This window comes from Litoreibacter sp. (assembly GCF_058136045.1).
The window spans coordinates 482,887-500,379 of the sequence record NZ_JBYVDD010000003.1 but is presented as its reverse complement, the minus strand read 5'-3'; the positions used below and the strand labels follow the sequence as shown (position 1 = coordinate 500,379).

At 57.0% G+C, this 17,493-nt stretch carries 18 protein-coding genes and 1 tRNA gene; 5 read left to right on the top strand and 14 right to left on the bottom strand.

Annotated features, from left to right (window positions below; all coding sequences use genetic code 11):
- Positions 1–59: 59 nt before the first annotated feature.
- The 5 genes from AC3Y7R_RS03790 to AC3Y7R_RS03770 are packed head-to-tail and all read right to left on the bottom strand — an operon-like array spanning position 60 to position 4,133.
- Positions 60–1,232, bottom strand: a complete 1,173-nt coding sequence (locus tag AC3Y7R_RS03790; protein WP_490040673.1) for a molybdopterin molybdotransferase MoeA — start codon at positions 1,230–1,232, stop codon at positions 60–62.
- On the bottom strand, positions 1,229–1,711 hold the full coding sequence (gene moaC / locus AC3Y7R_RS03785) for a cyclic pyranopterin monophosphate synthase MoaC (RefSeq protein WP_490040672.1): 483 nt from the start codon (positions 1,709–1,711) through the stop codon (positions 1,229–1,231). Before moaC ends, AC3Y7R_RS03790 begins: the two co-directional genes overlap by 4 nt.
- Entirely contained in the window at positions 1,712–2,527 is an 816-nt protein-coding gene (gene trpC, locus AC3Y7R_RS03780; protein WP_490040671.1) for an indole-3-glycerol phosphate synthase TrpC, read from the bottom strand.
- The gene (gene trpD / locus AC3Y7R_RS03775; RefSeq protein WP_490040670.1) at positions 2,524–3,543 is read right to left on the bottom strand and encodes an anthranilate phosphoribosyltransferase; all 1,020 of its coding nucleotides are present in this window, start codon (positions 3,541–3,543) and stop codon (positions 2,524–2,526) included. Before trpD ends, trpC begins: the two co-directional genes overlap by 4 nt.
- A complete protein-coding gene (locus AC3Y7R_RS03770) occupies positions 3,540–4,133 on the bottom strand; it encodes an anthranilate synthase component II (RefSeq protein WP_490040669.1) in 594 nt (197 codons plus the stop codon). The genes trpD and AC3Y7R_RS03770 overlap by 4 nt, the downstream gene beginning before the upstream one ends.
- A 180-nt stretch (positions 4,134–4,313) precedes the next feature.
- Here AC3Y7R_RS03770 and AC3Y7R_RS03765 point away from each other — a divergent pair, with 180 nt between their 5' ends.
- A complete protein-coding gene (locus AC3Y7R_RS03765) occupies positions 4,314–5,750 on the top strand; it encodes a divergent polysaccharide deacetylase family protein (RefSeq protein WP_490040668.1) in 1,437 nt (478 codons plus the stop codon).
- Between the two features lie 6 nt (positions 5,751–5,756).
- On the opposite strand, the gene trpE is transcribed toward AC3Y7R_RS03765, so the two are convergent.
- The 6 genes from trpE to fabI form a co-directional block, all read right to left on the bottom strand.
- On the bottom strand, positions 5,757–7,268 hold the full coding sequence (trpE, locus tag AC3Y7R_RS03760; RefSeq protein ID WP_490040667.1) for an anthranilate synthase component I: 1,512 nt from the start codon (positions 7,266–7,268) through the stop codon (positions 5,757–5,759).
- 3 nt (positions 7,269–7,271) lie between these two features.
- Positions 7,272–9,128, bottom strand: coding sequence for a peptidylprolyl isomerase (locus tag AC3Y7R_RS03755; RefSeq protein ID WP_490040666.1), 1,857 nt, complete (start codon positions 9,126–9,128; stop codon positions 7,272–7,274).
- Positions 9,129–9,196: 68 nt separating this feature from the next.
- On the bottom strand, positions 9,197–10,372 hold the full coding sequence (locus AC3Y7R_RS03750) for an aminotransferase (RefSeq protein WP_490040665.1): 1,176 nt from the start codon (positions 10,370–10,372) through the stop codon (positions 9,197–9,199).
- Between the two features lie 21 nt (positions 10,373–10,393).
- Entirely contained in the window at positions 10,394–10,906 is a 513-nt protein-coding gene (gene gpt / locus AC3Y7R_RS03745; RefSeq protein WP_490040664.1) for a xanthine phosphoribosyltransferase, read from the bottom strand.
- 25 nt (positions 10,907–10,931) lie between these two features.
- Positions 10,932–11,546 (bottom strand): LysE family translocator, encoded by a 615-nt coding sequence (locus AC3Y7R_RS03740; protein ID WP_490040663.1) that lies wholly within the window; start codon positions 11,544–11,546, stop codon positions 10,932–10,934.
- Positions 11,547–11,553: 7 nt separating this feature from the next.
- A complete protein-coding gene (gene fabI, locus AC3Y7R_RS03735) occupies positions 11,554–12,357 on the bottom strand; it encodes an enoyl-ACP reductase FabI (protein WP_490040662.1) in 804 nt (267 codons plus the stop codon).
- 243 nt (positions 12,358–12,600) lie between these two features.
- Between fabI and pdxH the strand changes: the two genes are divergently transcribed.
- From pdxH to AC3Y7R_RS03715, 4 genes are all read left to right on the top strand, one after another.
- The gene (gene pdxH / locus AC3Y7R_RS03730) at positions 12,601–13,206 is read left to right on the top strand and encodes a pyridoxamine 5'-phosphate oxidase (protein ID WP_490040661.1); all 606 of its coding nucleotides are present in this window, start codon (positions 12,601–12,603) and stop codon (positions 13,204–13,206) included.
- 170 nt (positions 13,207–13,376) lie between these two features.
- Positions 13,377–13,910: a cold-shock protein gene (locus tag AC3Y7R_RS03725; RefSeq protein WP_490040976.1), complete on the top strand. Its 534-nt coding sequence runs from the start codon at positions 13,377–13,379 to the stop codon at positions 13,908–13,910.
- Entirely contained in the window at positions 13,879–14,382 is a 504-nt protein-coding gene (locus tag AC3Y7R_RS03720; protein ID WP_490040660.1) for a DUF192 domain-containing protein, read from the top strand. The genes AC3Y7R_RS03725 and AC3Y7R_RS03720 overlap by 32 nt, the downstream gene beginning before the upstream one ends.
- Before the next feature lie 45 nt (positions 14,383–14,427).
- Positions 14,428–14,504: transfer RNA gene (locus AC3Y7R_RS03715), tRNA-Pro, on the top strand.
- Between the two features lie 301 nt (positions 14,505–14,805).
- Here the strand turns inward: AC3Y7R_RS03715 and AC3Y7R_RS03710 are convergent.
- The 3 genes from AC3Y7R_RS03710 to AC3Y7R_RS03700 are packed head-to-tail and all read right to left on the bottom strand — an operon-like array spanning position 14,806 to position 17,440.
- Positions 14,806–15,612 (bottom strand): class I SAM-dependent methyltransferase, encoded by an 807-nt coding sequence (locus AC3Y7R_RS03710; RefSeq protein WP_490040659.1) that lies wholly within the window; start codon positions 15,610–15,612, stop codon positions 14,806–14,808.
- A complete protein-coding gene (locus AC3Y7R_RS03705) occupies positions 15,609–16,382 on the bottom strand; it encodes an ABC transporter ATP-binding protein (RefSeq protein ID WP_490040658.1) in 774 nt (257 codons plus the stop codon). The genes AC3Y7R_RS03710 and AC3Y7R_RS03705 overlap by 4 nt, the downstream gene beginning before the upstream one ends.
- The gene (locus AC3Y7R_RS03700) at positions 16,379–17,440 is read right to left on the bottom strand and encodes a FecCD family ABC transporter permease (RefSeq protein ID WP_490040657.1); all 1,062 of its coding nucleotides are present in this window, start codon (positions 17,438–17,440) and stop codon (positions 16,379–16,381) included. The genes AC3Y7R_RS03705 and AC3Y7R_RS03700 overlap by 4 nt, the downstream gene beginning before the upstream one ends.
- Positions 17,441–17,493: the final 53 nt, after the last annotated feature.

Here is a 17,493-nt window from a genome sequence, read left to right as displayed (position 1 = left end):
CACCATGTTCACAAGTGTTCTACCCGTGTTCTCGTTTTGTGTCAACGTACAAGGTGCGTCTACAACTCGATAACATCCACGAGGTCATCGGTTTGACGGGCCGGATCATTGGGCGGGCGGGCAATCAGCGCGTTGGCCAATGATAGAACGGTCAGCAGCGAGCTATCTTGTCGGGTGAAGGCCTGCACAGCACCGTCGTTGAGTACCGCGCGCATGAAGTGTTCGCGCGGGCCGTTGGCACTGAGTGGCTCGGCCAGAGCACGTTGGACGCGAGGTCGTGCGACAGCCGGAAGCCCCAAAAACTTGTCCAAGAGAGGGAGGATGAAAATCTCTCCGCAAATCATTGATGAGACAGGGTTTCCCGGTAAACCAATCATGGCCATACCGCCAATGCGGCCCGCCATCAGCGGCTTCCCAGGGCGCATGGCCACCTTGTAGAATTGGCGCTCTAAGCCTTGGCTTTGCGCCACTTGCGCGACAATATCATGATCGCCAACCGAGGCGCCGCCAATGGTGACCAACACGTCGGCCCCCTGTGCTAATTTTATGGCCATTTTCAGCGACGACGGCGTGTCTTTTGCTATGGGCAGCAACCTTGCAACCGCCCCTGCACGGCGAAACATGGCCGCCAACCCCAATGAGTTCGAGGCAATAATTTGGTCGCCCCGCGGGGCCTCTCCGGCCACGACCAATTCGTCCCCAGTGGCGATGATGGCCACCACGGGGCGACGATGAACGGGCACTTGCGCAATATTCATAGACGCCAGCAATGCCACATCTGAGGGGCGCAGGCGGCGCGGCGCGGATATGGTATCTCCGACATTGAAATCACCACCGGCGGGGCGGATATGAAACCCCTTATCCACCGGGCCACTCAAGGTGATCACATCGCCGTCGCGTGTCGTGTCTTCTTGGATAATGATGCGCTTGGCCCCCTCGGGAAGGGGCGCGCCAGTAAAAATGCGCAACGCCTGACCCGCGTTCACCATGCCATCAAAGCGATGCCCTGCCGCAGATTCACCAATAACGGTAAACCGGTCACCCTCCGCCGCAATTTCAGTAGATATGGCATAGCCATCCATCGCCGAGGCCGAAAAGGGCGGCTGGTTGCGCGTAGCCGCCACGTCTTGCGCCAAAACACGGCCATCGGCCTCGATCAGCGGCACCGTTTCAATGTCCAGCGGCGCGCCAAGAGCCAAGACTGCCTCCAGTGCCTCCGCGACTGAAATCATGAGCCTGACGCCTGAAACAAGCCGGATTTTCCGCCATCTTTCAACACCACACGAATACCGCCAATTTCCATGGTTTTCTCGGCGGCCTTAACCATATCAAAGACAGTTAACGCGGCAGTGGATACGGCGGTTAACGCCTCCATCTCCACGCCAGTTTGACCCGTGGTCTTCACCGTGGCCTCAATCCGAATGCCCGGCAGATCAGCGTCGGGCGTCAACGCCACCGCCACTTTGGTGATCGGCAACGGGTGGCACAGCGGGATCAGCTCGGCGCATTTCTTCGCCCCCATAATGCCCGCCAAACGCGCCACACCCAGAACGTCACCTTTCTTGGCGCGCCCCTGCGTGATCAGTTCAAAAGTGTCGGGAAGCATCTTCACAAAACCCTGCGCCACCGCCACACGCGAGGTTACTGGCTTATCGGAAACATCCACCATATGGGCATGACCGTCGCCATCAAAATGGGTCAACTCGGACATCTAAAAACCCCCGGACTGCGGCTTGTCGCTCAGAATGTGGCGGGTCGCCGAGGTCACATCCTCTTGGCGCATCAGGCTTTCGCCAATCAAGAAACACCGCGCGCCGTAGCGGGCTAAATCTGACAGATCTGTCGGCTCAAATAACCCGCTTTCCGAGACAATCATTTTGTCTTCCGGCACATGGCGCGCCAAGGTGCGGGTGGTCTCAAGCGTGACCTCGAAATTATGCAAATTCCGGTTGTTGATCCCTAGAAGCGGGCTTTTCAACGCCAGCGCGCGCTCCAACTCGTCAGCGTCATGGACCTCGATCAAGACATCCATGCCGAGGTCGAAAGCCGTGCTTTCCAACTCATGCGCCAGCGCGTCTTCGACCGAGGCCATGATGATCAAAATACAGTCCGCGCCCAAGGCCCGCGCCTCGACTACCTGATAGGGGTCATACAAGAAATCCTTGCGCAGGACTGGCAGCTCGCAAGCGTCGCGCGCCTGCATCAAATACGCGTCTGCGCCTTGAAAAGAAGGTGCATCGGTCAACACGCTAAGGCAACAGGCACCGCCCGCAGCATAGGCCTGCGCCAAGGCTGGGACGTCGAAATCTTCGCGGATCAAGCCTTTGGAGGGGCTGGCTTTCTTGATCTCGGCAATCAGCCCATAACCGGTTTGCGCGGCCTCGCTCAGAGCATTGGCAAAGCCGCGTGGGGCAGGGGCGTTGGCCGCGTCGGCCTCGATGGCCTCAAGCGAGCGCTCGGCTTTGCGGGCGGCGACCTCTTCCAGTTTGTAGGCTTTGATCTTTTCTAGAATTGTTGGGGTGCTCATGCGGCCTCCGAGGTCAGTTTGGCCAAGGCCTGCACCTTGGATTTAGCGGCACCGCTGTCGATGCTTTCGCGCGCCATCTCGACGCCCACTCGCAGGTTTGGGGCCTTGTCTGCCACAACCAAAGCCGCCGCAGAGTTCAGCAAAACAGCGTCGCGGTAAGCCGAAGGGTCGCCCTCCAGCAAGGCGCGAAATGCAACGGCGTTCTCTTCCGGTGTGCCGCCTAGAATATCCTCGAACGGATGTGGTGTCAGGCCCGCATCTTCGGGCGCAATCTCCATTTCGCTCACGCGACCATTGTCCAGCACGGCAACCTTTGAGGGCGCAGAAATTGCCAACTCATCCGTGCCGTCGCCACCATGCACCAACCAGGCTTTTTCGGAGCCAAGCGCCAGTAACGTCTCGGCCATCGGGCGGATCAGATCGGCGGAAAACGCGCCTGTGAGTTGGCGCTTTACCCCGGCAGGGTTGGTCAGCGGGCCGAGGATATTGAAGATCGTGCGGGTGCCCAATTCCGCGCGGGTCGGCATCACATGGGCAATCGCGGGATGGTGCATCGGGGCCATCATAAAGCCGATGCCGATCTGCGAAATCGCGCGCTCGACCACATCGGCCTTAACCATCACGTTGATCCCCATGGCGCCAAGCGCATCTGCGGCGCCGGATTTTGACGACAGGTTGCGGTTGCCATGTTTGGCCACCACGACGCCCGCGCCCGCCACCACAAATGCAGTCGCGGTCGAGATGTTCAGCGTGCCTTTGCCATCGCCGCCCGTACCGACGATATCCATCGCGCCCTCGGGGGCTTTTACCGGGTTGCATTTGGCGCGCATCACGGCGGCGGCGGCGGCATATTCTTCCACCGTTTCGCCACGGGTGCGCAGGGCCATCAAGAACCCACCAATCTGGCTAGGCGTGGCTGCACCGTCAAAAAGAACGCCGAAAGCCACCTCGGCCTCTTCGCGCGTCAGGGGACGGTCGGCAGCCGTGCCGATCAGTGGTTTTAACAAATTGCTCATGCGGATACCCTCTCTTTGGCGGGCAATATATCAAGGAAGTTTTGCAACATTTGATGGCCATGCTCGGAGGCAATGCTTTCGGGATGAAACTGCACACCATGAAGCGGTAATTCGCGGTGTTGCAGCCCCATAATGGTGCCATCGTCCAATTGCGCGGTGATTTCCAACGCCTCGGGCAGCGTCTCGCGCTCGACCACCAAAGAATGGTAGCGCGTCGCGTTGAACGGCGAGGGCAGGCCTTTGAAGACGCTTTTTCCCTCATGCGTGTAGCGCCCCATCTTGCCATGTACGATCTCGGAGTGGCGTATCACCTTACCGCCAAACGCCTCGCCGATGGTTTGATGCCCAAGGCAAACGCCGAACAATGGCGTGCGGGTCTCGGCAGCGGCTTGCGTCAGTGCCAAACAAATGCCCGCGTCCGAGGGCGTCTTGGGGCCGGGGCTAAGTACAATACCGCGCGGGTTCATCGCCATCGCGGCCTGCACATCAATGGCATCATTACGCACGACCTTTACATCCGCCCCCAATTCCCCAAAGAAGTGCACCAAATTATAGGTGAAACTGTCGTAATTATCGATCAGAAGCAGCATCATCTTACCCTTTGCCCTGAAAGGGCTTTCCACCGAGTTACCTGTCGCGGTATAAATGCCCAGAGCTGCGCGTCGGGGTCAAGGCCGCTTATCCGCGTCCCCCTCGAAACAACAGGGCGAAAAGCCCGAAATGTGCGGCCACTGGGCTAGAACAGAAACGATCGTGCGAGGATCAAGACGATGGGCAAAGGATTAGGCGCAGGCATTTTGTCGGGTGGTATTGTCGGGGCTGTGGTCCTGTCGATGTTGTCGCTCTATGCGCCATTGCGCCAGGACACTCTCAAAGCGGCTCCAAAGCTAGAGGCCGAGCACCCTGTGCCGCAGACCGTCACGCCACAAAACACCGACACCAGCGCCTCCCCTCAAGTGGAGCTTGGCACACAGACGCCAGCCACAGTGGTTGCGCCCGAAGTAGCACCTGTTGAGCCTGCGGATGTTCAGCCTGCCGTTACCCCCGAGGAAGCCACGGGCGCCTTAGACGTCGATAGCCCCGCCGTAGCGACTGCTCAAACCACACAAGATGATAGCGTGATTACCGGATCAACGGAGCCAAAGCCTGCGCCACTTGCGCAAGTCGAAACCAACATTCAAGCGCCCACGCCGGATGCGCCCCCAACTGTCGAAGCCTCGACCCAAGAGGCCGCTTTGGCACTTCAACCGACGACGGTGCCTTCTCCCAAAGTTGTTGGGACTGAACAGGTGCCGACAGTTGAAACTCCGCCCAAGGCTGCCCCACGGACATCTAGTTTGCCGTCAATCGGGGGCCAACAGGCGGTCGTTGAGCCGGTCTCCGCCGATACTCCGATCACATTACCAAGTATAGATACCGGCGTGGTGACCAACCGTTTGCCCAGCTTAAGCGGCGCGGCCACGACACCCACACCAACGACACAAATCACGCCAGAGCCCGCCCCCGAGGCCACTCCCGATGATGTTGGGGCATTAACACAATTTTCCTCCCCGGTGGTTGAGGATATTGACGGGAAGGCGCTTTTCTCTGTGGTCCTGATCGACAGCGGAGAAGACGGGATACCACGGGCCGATTTGGCCAAGTTGACGATTCCAATTACCATTGCGATTGATCCCACGGCCACCAACGCACAACAGATTATGGGCGAATACCGCGCGGCGGGCATCGAGGTCGTCGCTTTGGCAAATGACTTGCCAACCGCGGCTGGGCCGGGTGATGTGGCCACCGCTATTTCGGCCTATTTCGACGTGCTGGATCAGGCCGTAGCCTTGATGGACCCGCTTGACGGGCGCATTCAGGCTAACCGCTCGTTATTGCAACCTGTTTTGGGGGCCATCCGTGACAGCGGCCATGGGTTGATCACCTACAACCGCGGGCTGAACACGGCACAACAGGCGGCACGGCGCGAAGATATTCCAGCGGCCACGGTGTTTCGCGTACTGGATGCCGATTTGGAAGCTGGTTCAAAGATCAAACGCTACCTGAGCCGCGCGGCGTTTAACGCGACCCGGGATGGGGCCGTTGTTGTCGTTGGGCGCAGCTACCCTGAAACTGTGCGCGCAATCGTCGAATGGGCGTTGGAGAAGAAGGAAGCTGGCATCGCCGTGGTTCCGGTTTCGGCGATTATGCTCGCGGATCAGGGCTAATAGCGGCTAGTTATTCCCGCCGCGCAGGAACAGGCTGGCCTCTTTCGCTGCCATACGTAAGGCTTTGGATTTGTTGACGGTTTCGTCAAACTCGGCCTGTGGATCGCTGTCATAGACCACGCCACCGCCAGCTTGCACATACAGCTTGTCATCCTTGACCACACCAGTGCGCAGGGCGATGCAAATATCCATGTCCCCATTGGCCGAGAAGTAGCCACACCCGCCGCCATAAACGCCGCGTTTCTCAGGCTCCAACTCGTCGATGATCTCCATCGCGCGCACTTTTGGGGCGCCGGAAACCGTGCCCGCAGGCAGGCCCGACAGCAGCGCGGAGAGCGCATCTTGACCCTCAGCCAGCTCTCCGGTGACGTTAGAGACGATGTGCATCACATGGCTGTAGCGCTCGATGATAAACTTCTCGGTCGGCTTCACAGTGCCAATTTTTGACACCTTGCCAGTGTCATTGCGACCCAGATCAAGCAGCATCAAATGCTCGGCACATTCTTTAGGATCTGCTAACAGATCCGCCTCCAGCGCGCGGTCCTCATCAGGTGTCGCACCGCGTGGGCGGGTGCCTGCAATCGGGCGAATAGTGACTTCATTGCCGAACACGCGCACCAAAATCTCAGGGCTGGCCCCAACGATCTGAAATCCGCCCATGTTGAAGTAAAACATGAACGGAGACGGGTTGGTGCGGCGCAATGCGCGGTAAAGCGAAAACGGCGGCAACGGGAAGTCCTGCGTCCAGCGTTGCGACGGCACCACTTGAAAAATGTCCCCGGCGCGGATGTAGTCGCGGGCCTTCTCGACGGCTTCCAAATAACCGGAGTGGGTGAAGTTCGACACCGGATCAGCCACGGGGCTGGCCTCGCCAAAATCGCGCGCCTCGGAGGGCACGGGGCGCTCCAGATCACGCACCGCATCCATCACCCGCTCCGCCGCTTGGGCGTAGGCGGCTTTGGCTGATTGGCCGGTCGCGGCCCATGCCGGGCTGACCACGATCACCTCGCCTTTGACGCCGTCCAACACCACCACCACGGACGGGCGCTGCATTATCGCATCAGGCAAACCCAACGGGTCAGGGTTCACATCGGGCAGGTGTTCGACCAGCCGGATCATGTCGTATCCCAGATAGCCAAACAAACCGGCCGAGGCAGCAGGAAGCCCTTCTGGCAGGTCAATCCGGCTTTCGGCCAGAACCTCGCGCAGGGCCGTTAGCGGATCACTGGCGCAAGGCTCAAACGCCTCGCGGTCAAAGCGCGCAGAGCGGTTCAATTCGCTGGTCTCGCCCCGGCACCGCCAGATGAGATCGGGCTTCATACCGATAATCGAATAGCGTCCACGGACTTCGCCACCGGTCACGGATTCCAGCACAAAACTGTCGGGCTGCGCCGCCGTAAGCTTCAACAGCAGCGACACTGGTGTGTCCAGATCGGCGGCCAATCGCGTGTAGACAACCTGATTTTCGCCCGCGTCGTAGCGCGGCGCAAAATCACTATATTCTGGGGAAAGGGCCATCGTTTAGGGCATCGACGCGTGGACGGCATTCAACGCAGTTTGGTTGAGGGTCAACCCGTGGCGCGCTTGCACCGCATGGCCATACAACTCGAACACATCTGCGGCCAATCCAGCGCTGCCTTGTTGCGACAATTGCGCCAGAAAGATCTTCGCCTCGTCAGTGCCAAGATCAGGCGACGAGACGTCCAGAAGCTTCACCAAAATGGTGCCGCTCTCTGAGGCCACAGAGGTCGTAGCGGTGGTCTCATCCAACTCGAATGTCGTGATAAGCAACGCAATCGGCGTGCCTTCCATGAACTCGGAGCGCCCGCGATCGGTCTCGGTATGCCCCTCAAGGCCAAGCGCTTCCATCGTTTCGCCCGCGTCGAGTTTGGCTTTCATTTCTGTTGCCAATTCAGTCAGACGGCGGCCTGTCTCGGCCCGATCCCAAGCGGCGGCGACATCAGTGCGAATGGCGTCCAAAGCAGGCACCTCTGGGCTGACAACCTCGTCCAGACGCACTGCGAAAATGCCACCGTCAGACAGTTCGCGCACTTCGGGGAAATCGCCATCTTGCAGGCGGGCGACTTCCTCGCGAAAGCTGTCATAGCCTGCAATGCCGTCGGTTATTGCGGTGGTGAAGTCAAGTTGGGCGAAGGTCATGTCGGTCTCTTTGCCCAGCTCCTCTAGGGTCGCGCCACCGGCCAGAAGATCGTCAATTTCTTCCATCTTATCAAGCACGGCGCGGCGGGCTTGGTCGGCAGCGGCCTGTGCGACCAACTCGGTGCGTACATCTTCAAACGGGGTCGAGCGCGCTTCCAAAACAGCGTTGATCCGGTAGAGCGCAGGGCCAAGAGAGGTCTCGACTGGTGCGGAAATACCCGGCTCGGTCAGGGCAAATACGGCATCCGCAATCGGCCCATCTAGGTCGTCACGCGACACCTCGCCTTGGTCCACATCCTCTAGCGTCAGGCCGCGATCTTCGACCAAGGCCTCAAACGTGGTCTCGCCTGCATCCAGTGCCGCTTTGGCCGCGTCAGCAGCTTGTGCATCAGCAAAGCTAAGACGCTCCACAATCCGGCGCTCGGGCTGGTTATATTGCTCGGAGTGCTCTTCATACAGCGCTTGTAGTTCTTCCGTGGTCGGTGTGATGCCGTCCACCAGCATATCCGGCGTTAACCATGCATAGCTGAGCTTGCGAACTTCCAGTGTCTCAAAGGATTTGGCGTTATCATCATAGTGGCTTTGCAATTGCGCATCGGTCGGTGCGGCGTTCGCACCGTCCAACACTTCAGGCGTCAACTCGGCCCAGCGGAACGAGCGTTGCTCGCCCAGAAACCCATACAGGGCCTCGGCGTAATCTTTGTTCAATGTCAGCCCGCCAGTGACCGATTGTTGCAGCAACTCGCGCGCGGCGGTGCGGCGCAAATCATCTTCAAAATCAGCCGGGCGCAGGTTGCTTTGCTCTAGCGCAAACTCATAGGCACCACGCTCAAACGTGCCACTTGGCCCTTGGAACGCCTGCACCTGTTGCAACTGGCTTAACACTTCGGCGTCGCCCACAGACAAGCCCATCACGCGGGCCTCTTCCGTCAGGGCGGTGGAGGCGACCAGCCGTTCGCGGATGCGTAAATCCAGCCCTTCTTGCAAGGCACCTTGCATGGTGACGTTTTGACCACGACGACGGCTCTCGAACGCCAGTTCTTGTTGTATAGCGCGTTGGTAATCCTCGACGGTGATCGGCGTTTCGCCAACCGTGCCGATGGTCGTGATATTGCCGCCCAAACCGCCCGCGCCAAAGCCCGCAAGCCCTGCCACCAACAGCAATAAAATGGCCCAAACCGCGATGCGCGATGCGCTAGATTTACCTGACTTGGCCATGTCTTACCACCCTTAGAAGAAACCCGTTTGGAACGTGTTAGACCGTTGCCCTCAGAGGGGCAAGCGGATCACAGCGTTTCCATGCGTGTGAAAAGCTCTGCGATGCCTTTGGCGTCGATGTTGGCAAAGGCAATCCGCAGCGATTGCGCCCCGGATGCGTCGCCCTTTGGCACGAACATCGTACCGGGCAGGCACAAGACCGAGATCTCGCGCACCATTCGCTGGGCCAAAACATCCGACGGCTCGTCAAACGGGTGGGTCATATAAGCGAAATAGGCGCCGTTACCCTGAAGCGTCCAGCCTTTGGCGGCCAGTTTGGGGAAATGCTCGGCTATTGCCGCGCTCCGCGATAGGATTTCATCCCGCTGTTCGGCCAGCCATGACCCGAGGTTTTGCATCCCCCAAAGCGCGGCGCGCTGGCCCAATTGGTTGGGGCAAATGGTGACGGTATCGAGGAATTTCTCGGCCTCTGACAGCCGCGCCTCAGAGGCCACAACCGCACCGACACGGTGGCCAGTTAGGCGGTATGCCTTGGAGAAAGAGTAGAGCTGGATCAGCGTCTCAGAGCAATTCGGGCGGGAAAGCAGATCATGCGGCGCGGTGCTACGGCTGTCAAAATCGCGGTAGGTTTCATCCACAATCAGCGCAATATTATTGGCCTCGCAGAGATCAAAGAATGCGCCCAGCAGCTCGGACGGATACTCAACGCCACCCGGATTATTTGGTGATACCAAGGTGATAGCGCGCGTTCTTGATGTGATTAGCTTGGCCGCATCCTTGACCGAAGGCAATAACCCACCGTCTGTTGGCAAGGCCACGGCGTCAATGCCTGCCATATCCAGCCACATCTTATGGTTGAAATACCATGGTGTCGGGATGATGACCTCATCGTCGGGCGCGCAAAGCGTGGCGATGATCGCGGCAAAGGCTTGGTTGCAGCCCGATGTGATCGCCACCTGAGACGCTTTGATGTTTGCCCCATAGGCTGCGGACCATTGGCTGGCCACCTCGGCGCGCAACTCTGGCAGGCCCAGAACCGGCCCGTAAAGATGGGTCGCGTCGTCCTCGAGCACAAAGCGCGCCATGGCTTCGCGCAAGGCGGTGGGTGGCGGGTCAACGGGCGCCGCTTGCGAGACGTTGATCAAAGGGCGCTCAGCGGGGAAGGTGATCCCCTCGATCCAGCGCCGTGCCTCCATCACCGGAGGGGAAAACGTCGCCGCCATATTGGGATTGAGCCGGATCATATCGTTGTCTTTCTATTCGTCTTATTCGCCGCGATAGGGTTTCACATATTGCATCGCCATGTCCCACGGAAAGAAAATCCACGTATCTTGAGACACTTCGGTGATGAATGTATCCACCTGCGCGCGCCCCTTGGGCTTGGCATAGACCGTGGCAAAATGGGCTTTCGGGTACAGGGCGCGTACGATTTCCAGCGTCTTTCCGCTATCAACCAGATCGTCGATGATCAAAATGCCAGTACCGTCGCCCATCAATTCCGCGTCAGGCTTTTTCAGCACGGCCGCCTCGGCCTGTGTTTGGTTGTCGTAGGATTTGACCGAGATGGTATCGACGGTGCGAATATCCAACTCGCGCGCGGCAATCATCGCAGGCGCCATGCCGCCGCGTGTAATCGCCACCACAGCACGCCATGCACCGTCATCTGGCCCATGCCCATCAAGGCGCCACGCCAATGCGCGGCTGTCACGGTGGATCTGGTCCCAGCTGATGTGGAACCCTTTTTCATGGGGCAGGCGGCTTGTGTCATCGTTGCTCATGGCAGTGAGGCTCCGTTATATGCGGCTAGGTGGCGGCGATTTTAACGCCAAGAAGGGCTAGGAGACCGCCAAAACAGCGGTCCAGTCGTGATTTCAGGCCAAGGTAGGCTTTGCGGCTTCGGTCAAACGAGAACAGTCGCGCCACGACCATGTTCCAGATCGTATCATTGGCAAAAACCATGACAAGAATCACCCCATACACCCAGATCGGGGCGGTCTGGGGGACGGTGCCAAGGAAAATCGCGCTAAATAAGATGGCAGGTTTTGGGTTGGCCAATTGGGTGATCACCCCAAGGCGCAAGGCAGACCAATCGCTGCGGGGCAGGGGCGCTGTGTCGGCCTCACTAAGCGGCGTGTCGGCGCTTTTCCACATTTGCCAGCCCATCCAGATCAAATAGAGGCCGCCGACGATTTTAAACGCCCAGAGTAAGGCGGGCGCGGCCTCGAAGATGATGGCCAAGCCAAACAGGGCTGCCGAGGCCCAAATAACCGCACTGATGCCAATGCCGATGGCCACAAAGGCTCCGGCGCGCATCCCTTGCAGCACGCCAACGCGCGCCGACATCAAAACCGACGGTCCGGGGCTGATGGCCGCAAACAGATGCAGCAGCCAGATCGCAAAGAATGCGGTAAAGGTCATGGGGCCATCATTTCTCGATATCAGGCGCGTCGACGGCCTTCATGCCAACAACATGATAGCCCGCATCCACATGCAGCACCTCGCCAGTGACCGCAGAACTTAGGTCAGACAGAAGATAGAGGGCAGAGTTGCCGACCTCTTGCGTGGTCACAGTGCGGCGCAGCGGTGAATTGTATTCGTTCCACTTCATAATATAGCGAAAGTCGCCAATGCCCGAAGCGGCCAGCGTTTTAATCGTGCCTGCCGAGATCGCATTCACGCGGATGCCGTCTTTGCCCAAATCCTCTGCCATATATTTGACCGAGGCCTCCAGCGCGGCTTTGGCCACGCCCATGACATTGTAATGCGGCATGACTTTTTCCGCGCCGTAGTAGGTCAAGGTCAGCATGGAGCCACCTTTGTTCATCATCTTCTCGGCGCGCTGTGCGACGGCGGTGAAGGAATAAACTGAAATATCCATCGTCATGCGGAAATTGTCGGGCGTGGTGTCGACATATCGGCCACGCAACTCGTTCTTATCGGAAAAGCCAATCGCGTGAACGATGAAATCCAGCGTGCCCCATTCTTCTTTCAAGGTCGCAAACAAGGCGTCCATAGAGGCCCCGTCACTGACATCGCATGGCAGCACAAGTTTGGCGCCAATGCTGTCGGCCAAAGGCTTAACGCGCTTTAACAATGCATCCCCTTGGTAGGAAAACGCGATTTCCGCACCCTGATCAGCGCAAGCCTTGGCAATCCCCCAAGCGATGGACCTGTCGTTGGCCACCCCCATGATCAAGCCGCGTTTGCCTGCCATCAATCCATTTGACATGTTGTCCCCTAAGCCCAAGTCTTTTTGTGTTGAGCTGGTTTAGGCGAAAGCAAGCCTTGCTTCAAGGTGCAGCATTTGGGCCGCTAACGGGGTGCACTTGCGCCGCAACACTGCCGGTTTCATCAAAATATTGTGAGAATATGTCGATTTTTTCCCGTTTGGTAAATTTTGCGACGCAGGGTAATTATTGATACCATCCCTGAAGGTGGTTAACCCTGATCACGAAAAAGTGAGCGCATTGTAATGAATGACCGAGTTGATAAATTTGCGGGCGATGACCCGTTTCTAATCATCCGCGAATGGATGGCTGAAGCCGAGCAAACAGAGCCCAACGACCCGAACGCAATTGCATTGTCTACGGTGGATAAAGATGGGTTGCCCAATGCGCGTATGGTCTTGCTAAAAGACGTCGAAGACGATGCCTTTGTGTTCTATACAAATTATGAAAGCGCCAAGGCTGAGGAGCTAGATTCCTCAGGAAAAGCAGCATTTGTGATGCATTGGAAGTCTCTGCGCAGGCAAGTACGGGTCCGCGGTCTGATCACACGCGAAGATGGCCCCCAAGCCGACGCATATTACCAGTCACGATCGCTCAAAAGCCGCCTCGGAGCATGGGCGTCGAAGCAGTCACAACCGCTGTCGTCACGCGCGGCGCTGATTGCGAAAGTTGTGCAGGTCACAGCCACAAAAGGGCTTAACCCAAGCAGGCCTCCCAACTGGGGAGGCTATCGAATTCATCCCCTCGAAATTGAGTTCTGGGCCGATGGACCCGCACGACTTCACGATCGTTTTTGTTGGCGAAGGAAAGATAAAAATAGCCCTTGGCGAATTGTTAGGCTAAACCCGTAACTAGGCCAAAACGAACAACAATTGACGTATACGTAAACGCAGACACGAGAAGGGCAGGAAACCCTTACCTATCTTGAAACGCATCAATGTGAGAACCTCGCTTTAATAATACTAATTGAGGGTGCTCCATGGGAAATCTTGGAGGCGTCGAAAAATTCGACGCGGTGTGGATGACACAGAATACAGAAATATCAGACACGACCCGGTTCGTGGCAGGACATGTTAAGTGGTTTGACGCAGTCAAAGGATTTGGCTTTGTCGTCGCCGATGAGGGTGGCCCAGACATTTTGCTCCACGCCAATGTGTTGCGAAACTTCGGGCAGGGGTCTGTGGCAGACAGCAGTCTGATTGACATGCGCGTTCAGGAAACCGATCGCGGCCTTCAGGCTGTCGAAATTTTGGCCTTATCGCCACCGGCGGCACCATCAGAACCTTCTAGCCCTCTTGAGCCTGATCTCTCGGGGGAAGTTGTCGGCGAATTGGTTCCTGCGCGGGTGAAATGGTTTGACAAAGGCAAGGGCTTCGGTTTTGCCAATGCCTATGGATCGAATAAAGATATATTCCTGCATGTCGAAGTCTTGCGCCGCTGCGGGTTGGCCGACCTCTTGGTGGGCGAAGCCATTTGCCTGCGGGTCATCAATGGCGAACGCGGGCAAATGGCTGCGGAAGTTCATGCCTGGGACTTTTCACAACTCAATAGCTAAAACTGTTTTAGCGATGCTGGTGGCGCTCTCTCTGAGTGCGCAAAGCGGACCTGCTTGGGCCGGTTCATGCGCGCCAGAGCAGGTGTCCATCAAAGGGGACTTCGGGCAAATCAACTTTCGCGTTGAGATTGCTGATGATGCGCGCGAGCGTGCCACCGGATTGATGAACCGCCCCTCCATGGCCCGCCTTGCGGGAATGTTGTTTATCTACGACCAGCCCCAAAGTCTTGCCTTCTGGATGCGCAACACACTCATTTCGCTTGATATCATTTTTGTCGAGCCAGACGGGCGGATTGCCAAAATTCACTCAAAAGCGATTCCCCTAGATGAAACCTCGATCATTGGCGGCTCCGGTTTGACCCATGTTTTGGAAATTGGCGGCGGTTTGGCCGCGGATTTCGGCATCAAAGAGGGCGATATATTGCGCCATCCGTCCTTCAAGCAAAAAGAAGCGCTCTGGCCCTGCGGTTAGGGCTTTTCAATCGGAGAATCTGCCGTTAGGAAGCCCACAGATAGTCGGGGCGTGGCGCAGCCTGGTAGCGCACCTGTTTTGGGTACAGGGGGTCGGAGGTTCGAATCCTCTCGCCCCGACCATCTAAAGTCTTTGTGACGACGCATTGCCCATCGCTTTGCGCCACATAGATTAACCCTTCCGACTTTGTGACGCGAGCCTTTACGATGTGGGCCTTTGCGGCGTAACCCATTGCGACATAGGCCACTCTTTTGGAAACCTCTCAGATTCCAGCCGTGCAGGCTAATATTCAACTTTCATATCGAAGGCTAGAAACCGCATACTATACTCGCCGCACAAAAATTTACATTTTACACGAAACTCAAAACCGACTTTAGGATGAAGTATGCTTTGCTTAAGTAAACTTATGGGCGGTCTTGCGGGTCAGTCCCCGAGAGGTTTCTCAAACAAAAGTGCGAAACGGTTCTCGGATGTCAATCTTAGGCGCTTGAAAAGCGGTACAGCACGCATGCCCCGCGTATAAAGTGGCGCGACATCTAGTGAGCCGAGATAGGCGAACCCTTGCGATGTTACATCTTCGGCCAGCTTTGAGGCCTGCAACCCATTGGCATAAGGGAGCCTTTTGCGGATGGAGGCATCGTTTGCACGCTCATCTCGGGGGCGTTCCGGCTCTGGCGCGATGAGCCCCGAGAGCCAGCGCTTAAAGCGATGGGAGCGGGAAAACGGCTGCGCCCAATCCCCATCGTTTATCAACAGCCGCCCCCCGGGTTTAAGCACACGGAACCATTCCGAATACGCAGATTTGGGGTCGGTTAATGTCCAAGACAAATGCCGCGTCGTTGCAAAATCAAAGCTCTCATCGCGACAACCTGCCAAATGTTCTGCATCGCACAAAAGCGGCGTCCACGACGCGCCCTCCAGCTTGCGTTTGGCTTTGGCATGCATCGCCTCGGAAAAATCCAAGCCCGTCACCTCAGCCCCAAGGCTGCACAGCATCCGGCTGATCTCGCCGGTGCCACAGCCCAGATCCAGCACCTTTAAACCAAGCATGTCTTCATTTGGCATCAGGCCATTTGCATCTCGGAACAAGGCTTGCCAACACGGCATGCCAAATTGATCTTCGATTTTATGGGATGCGCTCTGGTCAAATGTTTCTGCACGAGCGGACCAGTAGGCGCGGATTTCTTCTTTAAGGTCAAAGTTTTGACCAGGACCTCTGTTCCCCGTCACGCTGGCAACCTCGCATCAACATAAAGCGCCCCGCGTTGCGTTTTCTCCAGATCAGTTTCAACCCGATATGTTTCACCAATGACAGGAAGTGAAAGAATATCCGCAGGCAAACCATCCGCCAAAATCTTACCATCGCGCAGCAAGACAAGCCTGTCACAAAACTTTGCCGCCAAATTCAGGTCGTGCAAAGCGGCCATCACCACGGGCTTGCGCCGCCCGACCTCTGCTTGGATGGACGTCATAATCGACAGTTGATGGTGGAGGTCGAGGGCACTCGTCGGCTCATCCAGCAAAATAACCTCGGGCGTGCGGACCAAAGTTTGCGCAACGGCAACCATTTGTGCCTGCCCACCGCTAAGATCGGCAATGCCACGGCTGGACAAATGTGACAGCCCTAACGCATTCAACGTATCAGAAACCTGATCCAAATTTTCAGGTTTCACCCGCCAGCCGCTTGTCTGCTTCAACGCCAGCAACACGCTTTCAAACACCGTAAGTAACGCATTGCACCCGAAGGCTTGCGGCATATAGGCGACCCGTCGGGCACGGTCTTTGCGCTTAAGGTCTGTGATGTCTTCTGCATCAATATGAAGCGTGCCACTCATCGGCTTGATCAGGCCAGCTAACGTCTTAAACAGCGTCGATTTGCCTGATGCGTTCGGCCCAATCAGGCCGACAAACGAGCCGCCCTCTATCGCCGAAATGTTGATGTCTTCAAGAATAGCGCGACCGCTATAGCCTGACGTTAAGTTGTTAATCGAAAGGGTCATGACAACTTCTCCCGCCGGGTGCTGAGGATAATTGAGATGAAAACCGGAACGCCAATAAGGGCCGTGATGATCCCGATGGGGTAAATGATTCCCGGTGTGATTGATTTTGAAATCAACGATGTCAGCGATAAGACCAATGCGCCGACCAGTGCGGAAAGGGGCACGAAATACCTTTGATCCTCCCCAACCAAAAGGCGGGCAATATGGGGGCCAACCAACCCGATAAAACCAACGGTCCCGACGAATGACACCGCCGTCGCCGCAAGCAAAGAGACACAAATCAACATCTCGACACGCAAACGGCCAACATCGACGCCCATGCTTTCAGCCGTCGCTTCGCCCATGCGCAGCGCCGTCATCGGCCAGGTTCTGTAAAGGCTAAACGGAATAGCGACACACAAAAGCAGGCTGCCAAGTGATATTTTCTCCCAACTCGCGCGACTAAGAGACCCCATCATCCAAAACACAATTCGGGCAATTTGGTCCTCGGATGCCATATATTGCATCAGTGACAAAAGCGCCGAGAAGGTGAAGAATATAGCAATCCCAAAAAGGATCATCGTTTCAGAGCCAACGCCCTTGAGGCGGGTCGCAAACAAGATGAAGCCGCAGGTTAACAATGCGAACACAAAGGCGTTCATCGTCACCAAAAGCGGGCCAACGGCTGGAATGACGCTGAACCCAAGGACAATGGCAAGCGAGGCTCCGAAACTTGCGGCGGCAGAAACACCCAAGGTAAACGGCTCTGCCAACGGGTTGTTCAAAATGGTCTGCATTTGCGCGCCAGCAACAGCCAAAAGTGCACCAACAAGGATGGCCGTGACGGCGACAGGTAGCCGGTAATCCCAGACTATCACCTTAAGCCGAACACCATGCGACATTGGTTCTTTGAAGACATCAAAGACAGTTGAGAGCGGATATTTCCCTGGACCTGTTGCAACATCCAAAAAGAAACTGAGAAGCAAAAGCGCCGCAACAATACCGATCATCAGATACCGGCGCGTAATTTGCATAGAATAGGCTTGCCGCATATCGGCATGGTCGACTTCAGATGTCATGAGTTGGGCCTCCTAAGCCACGGCAATCGCGTCTGGGAAAATGCCCCAGACGC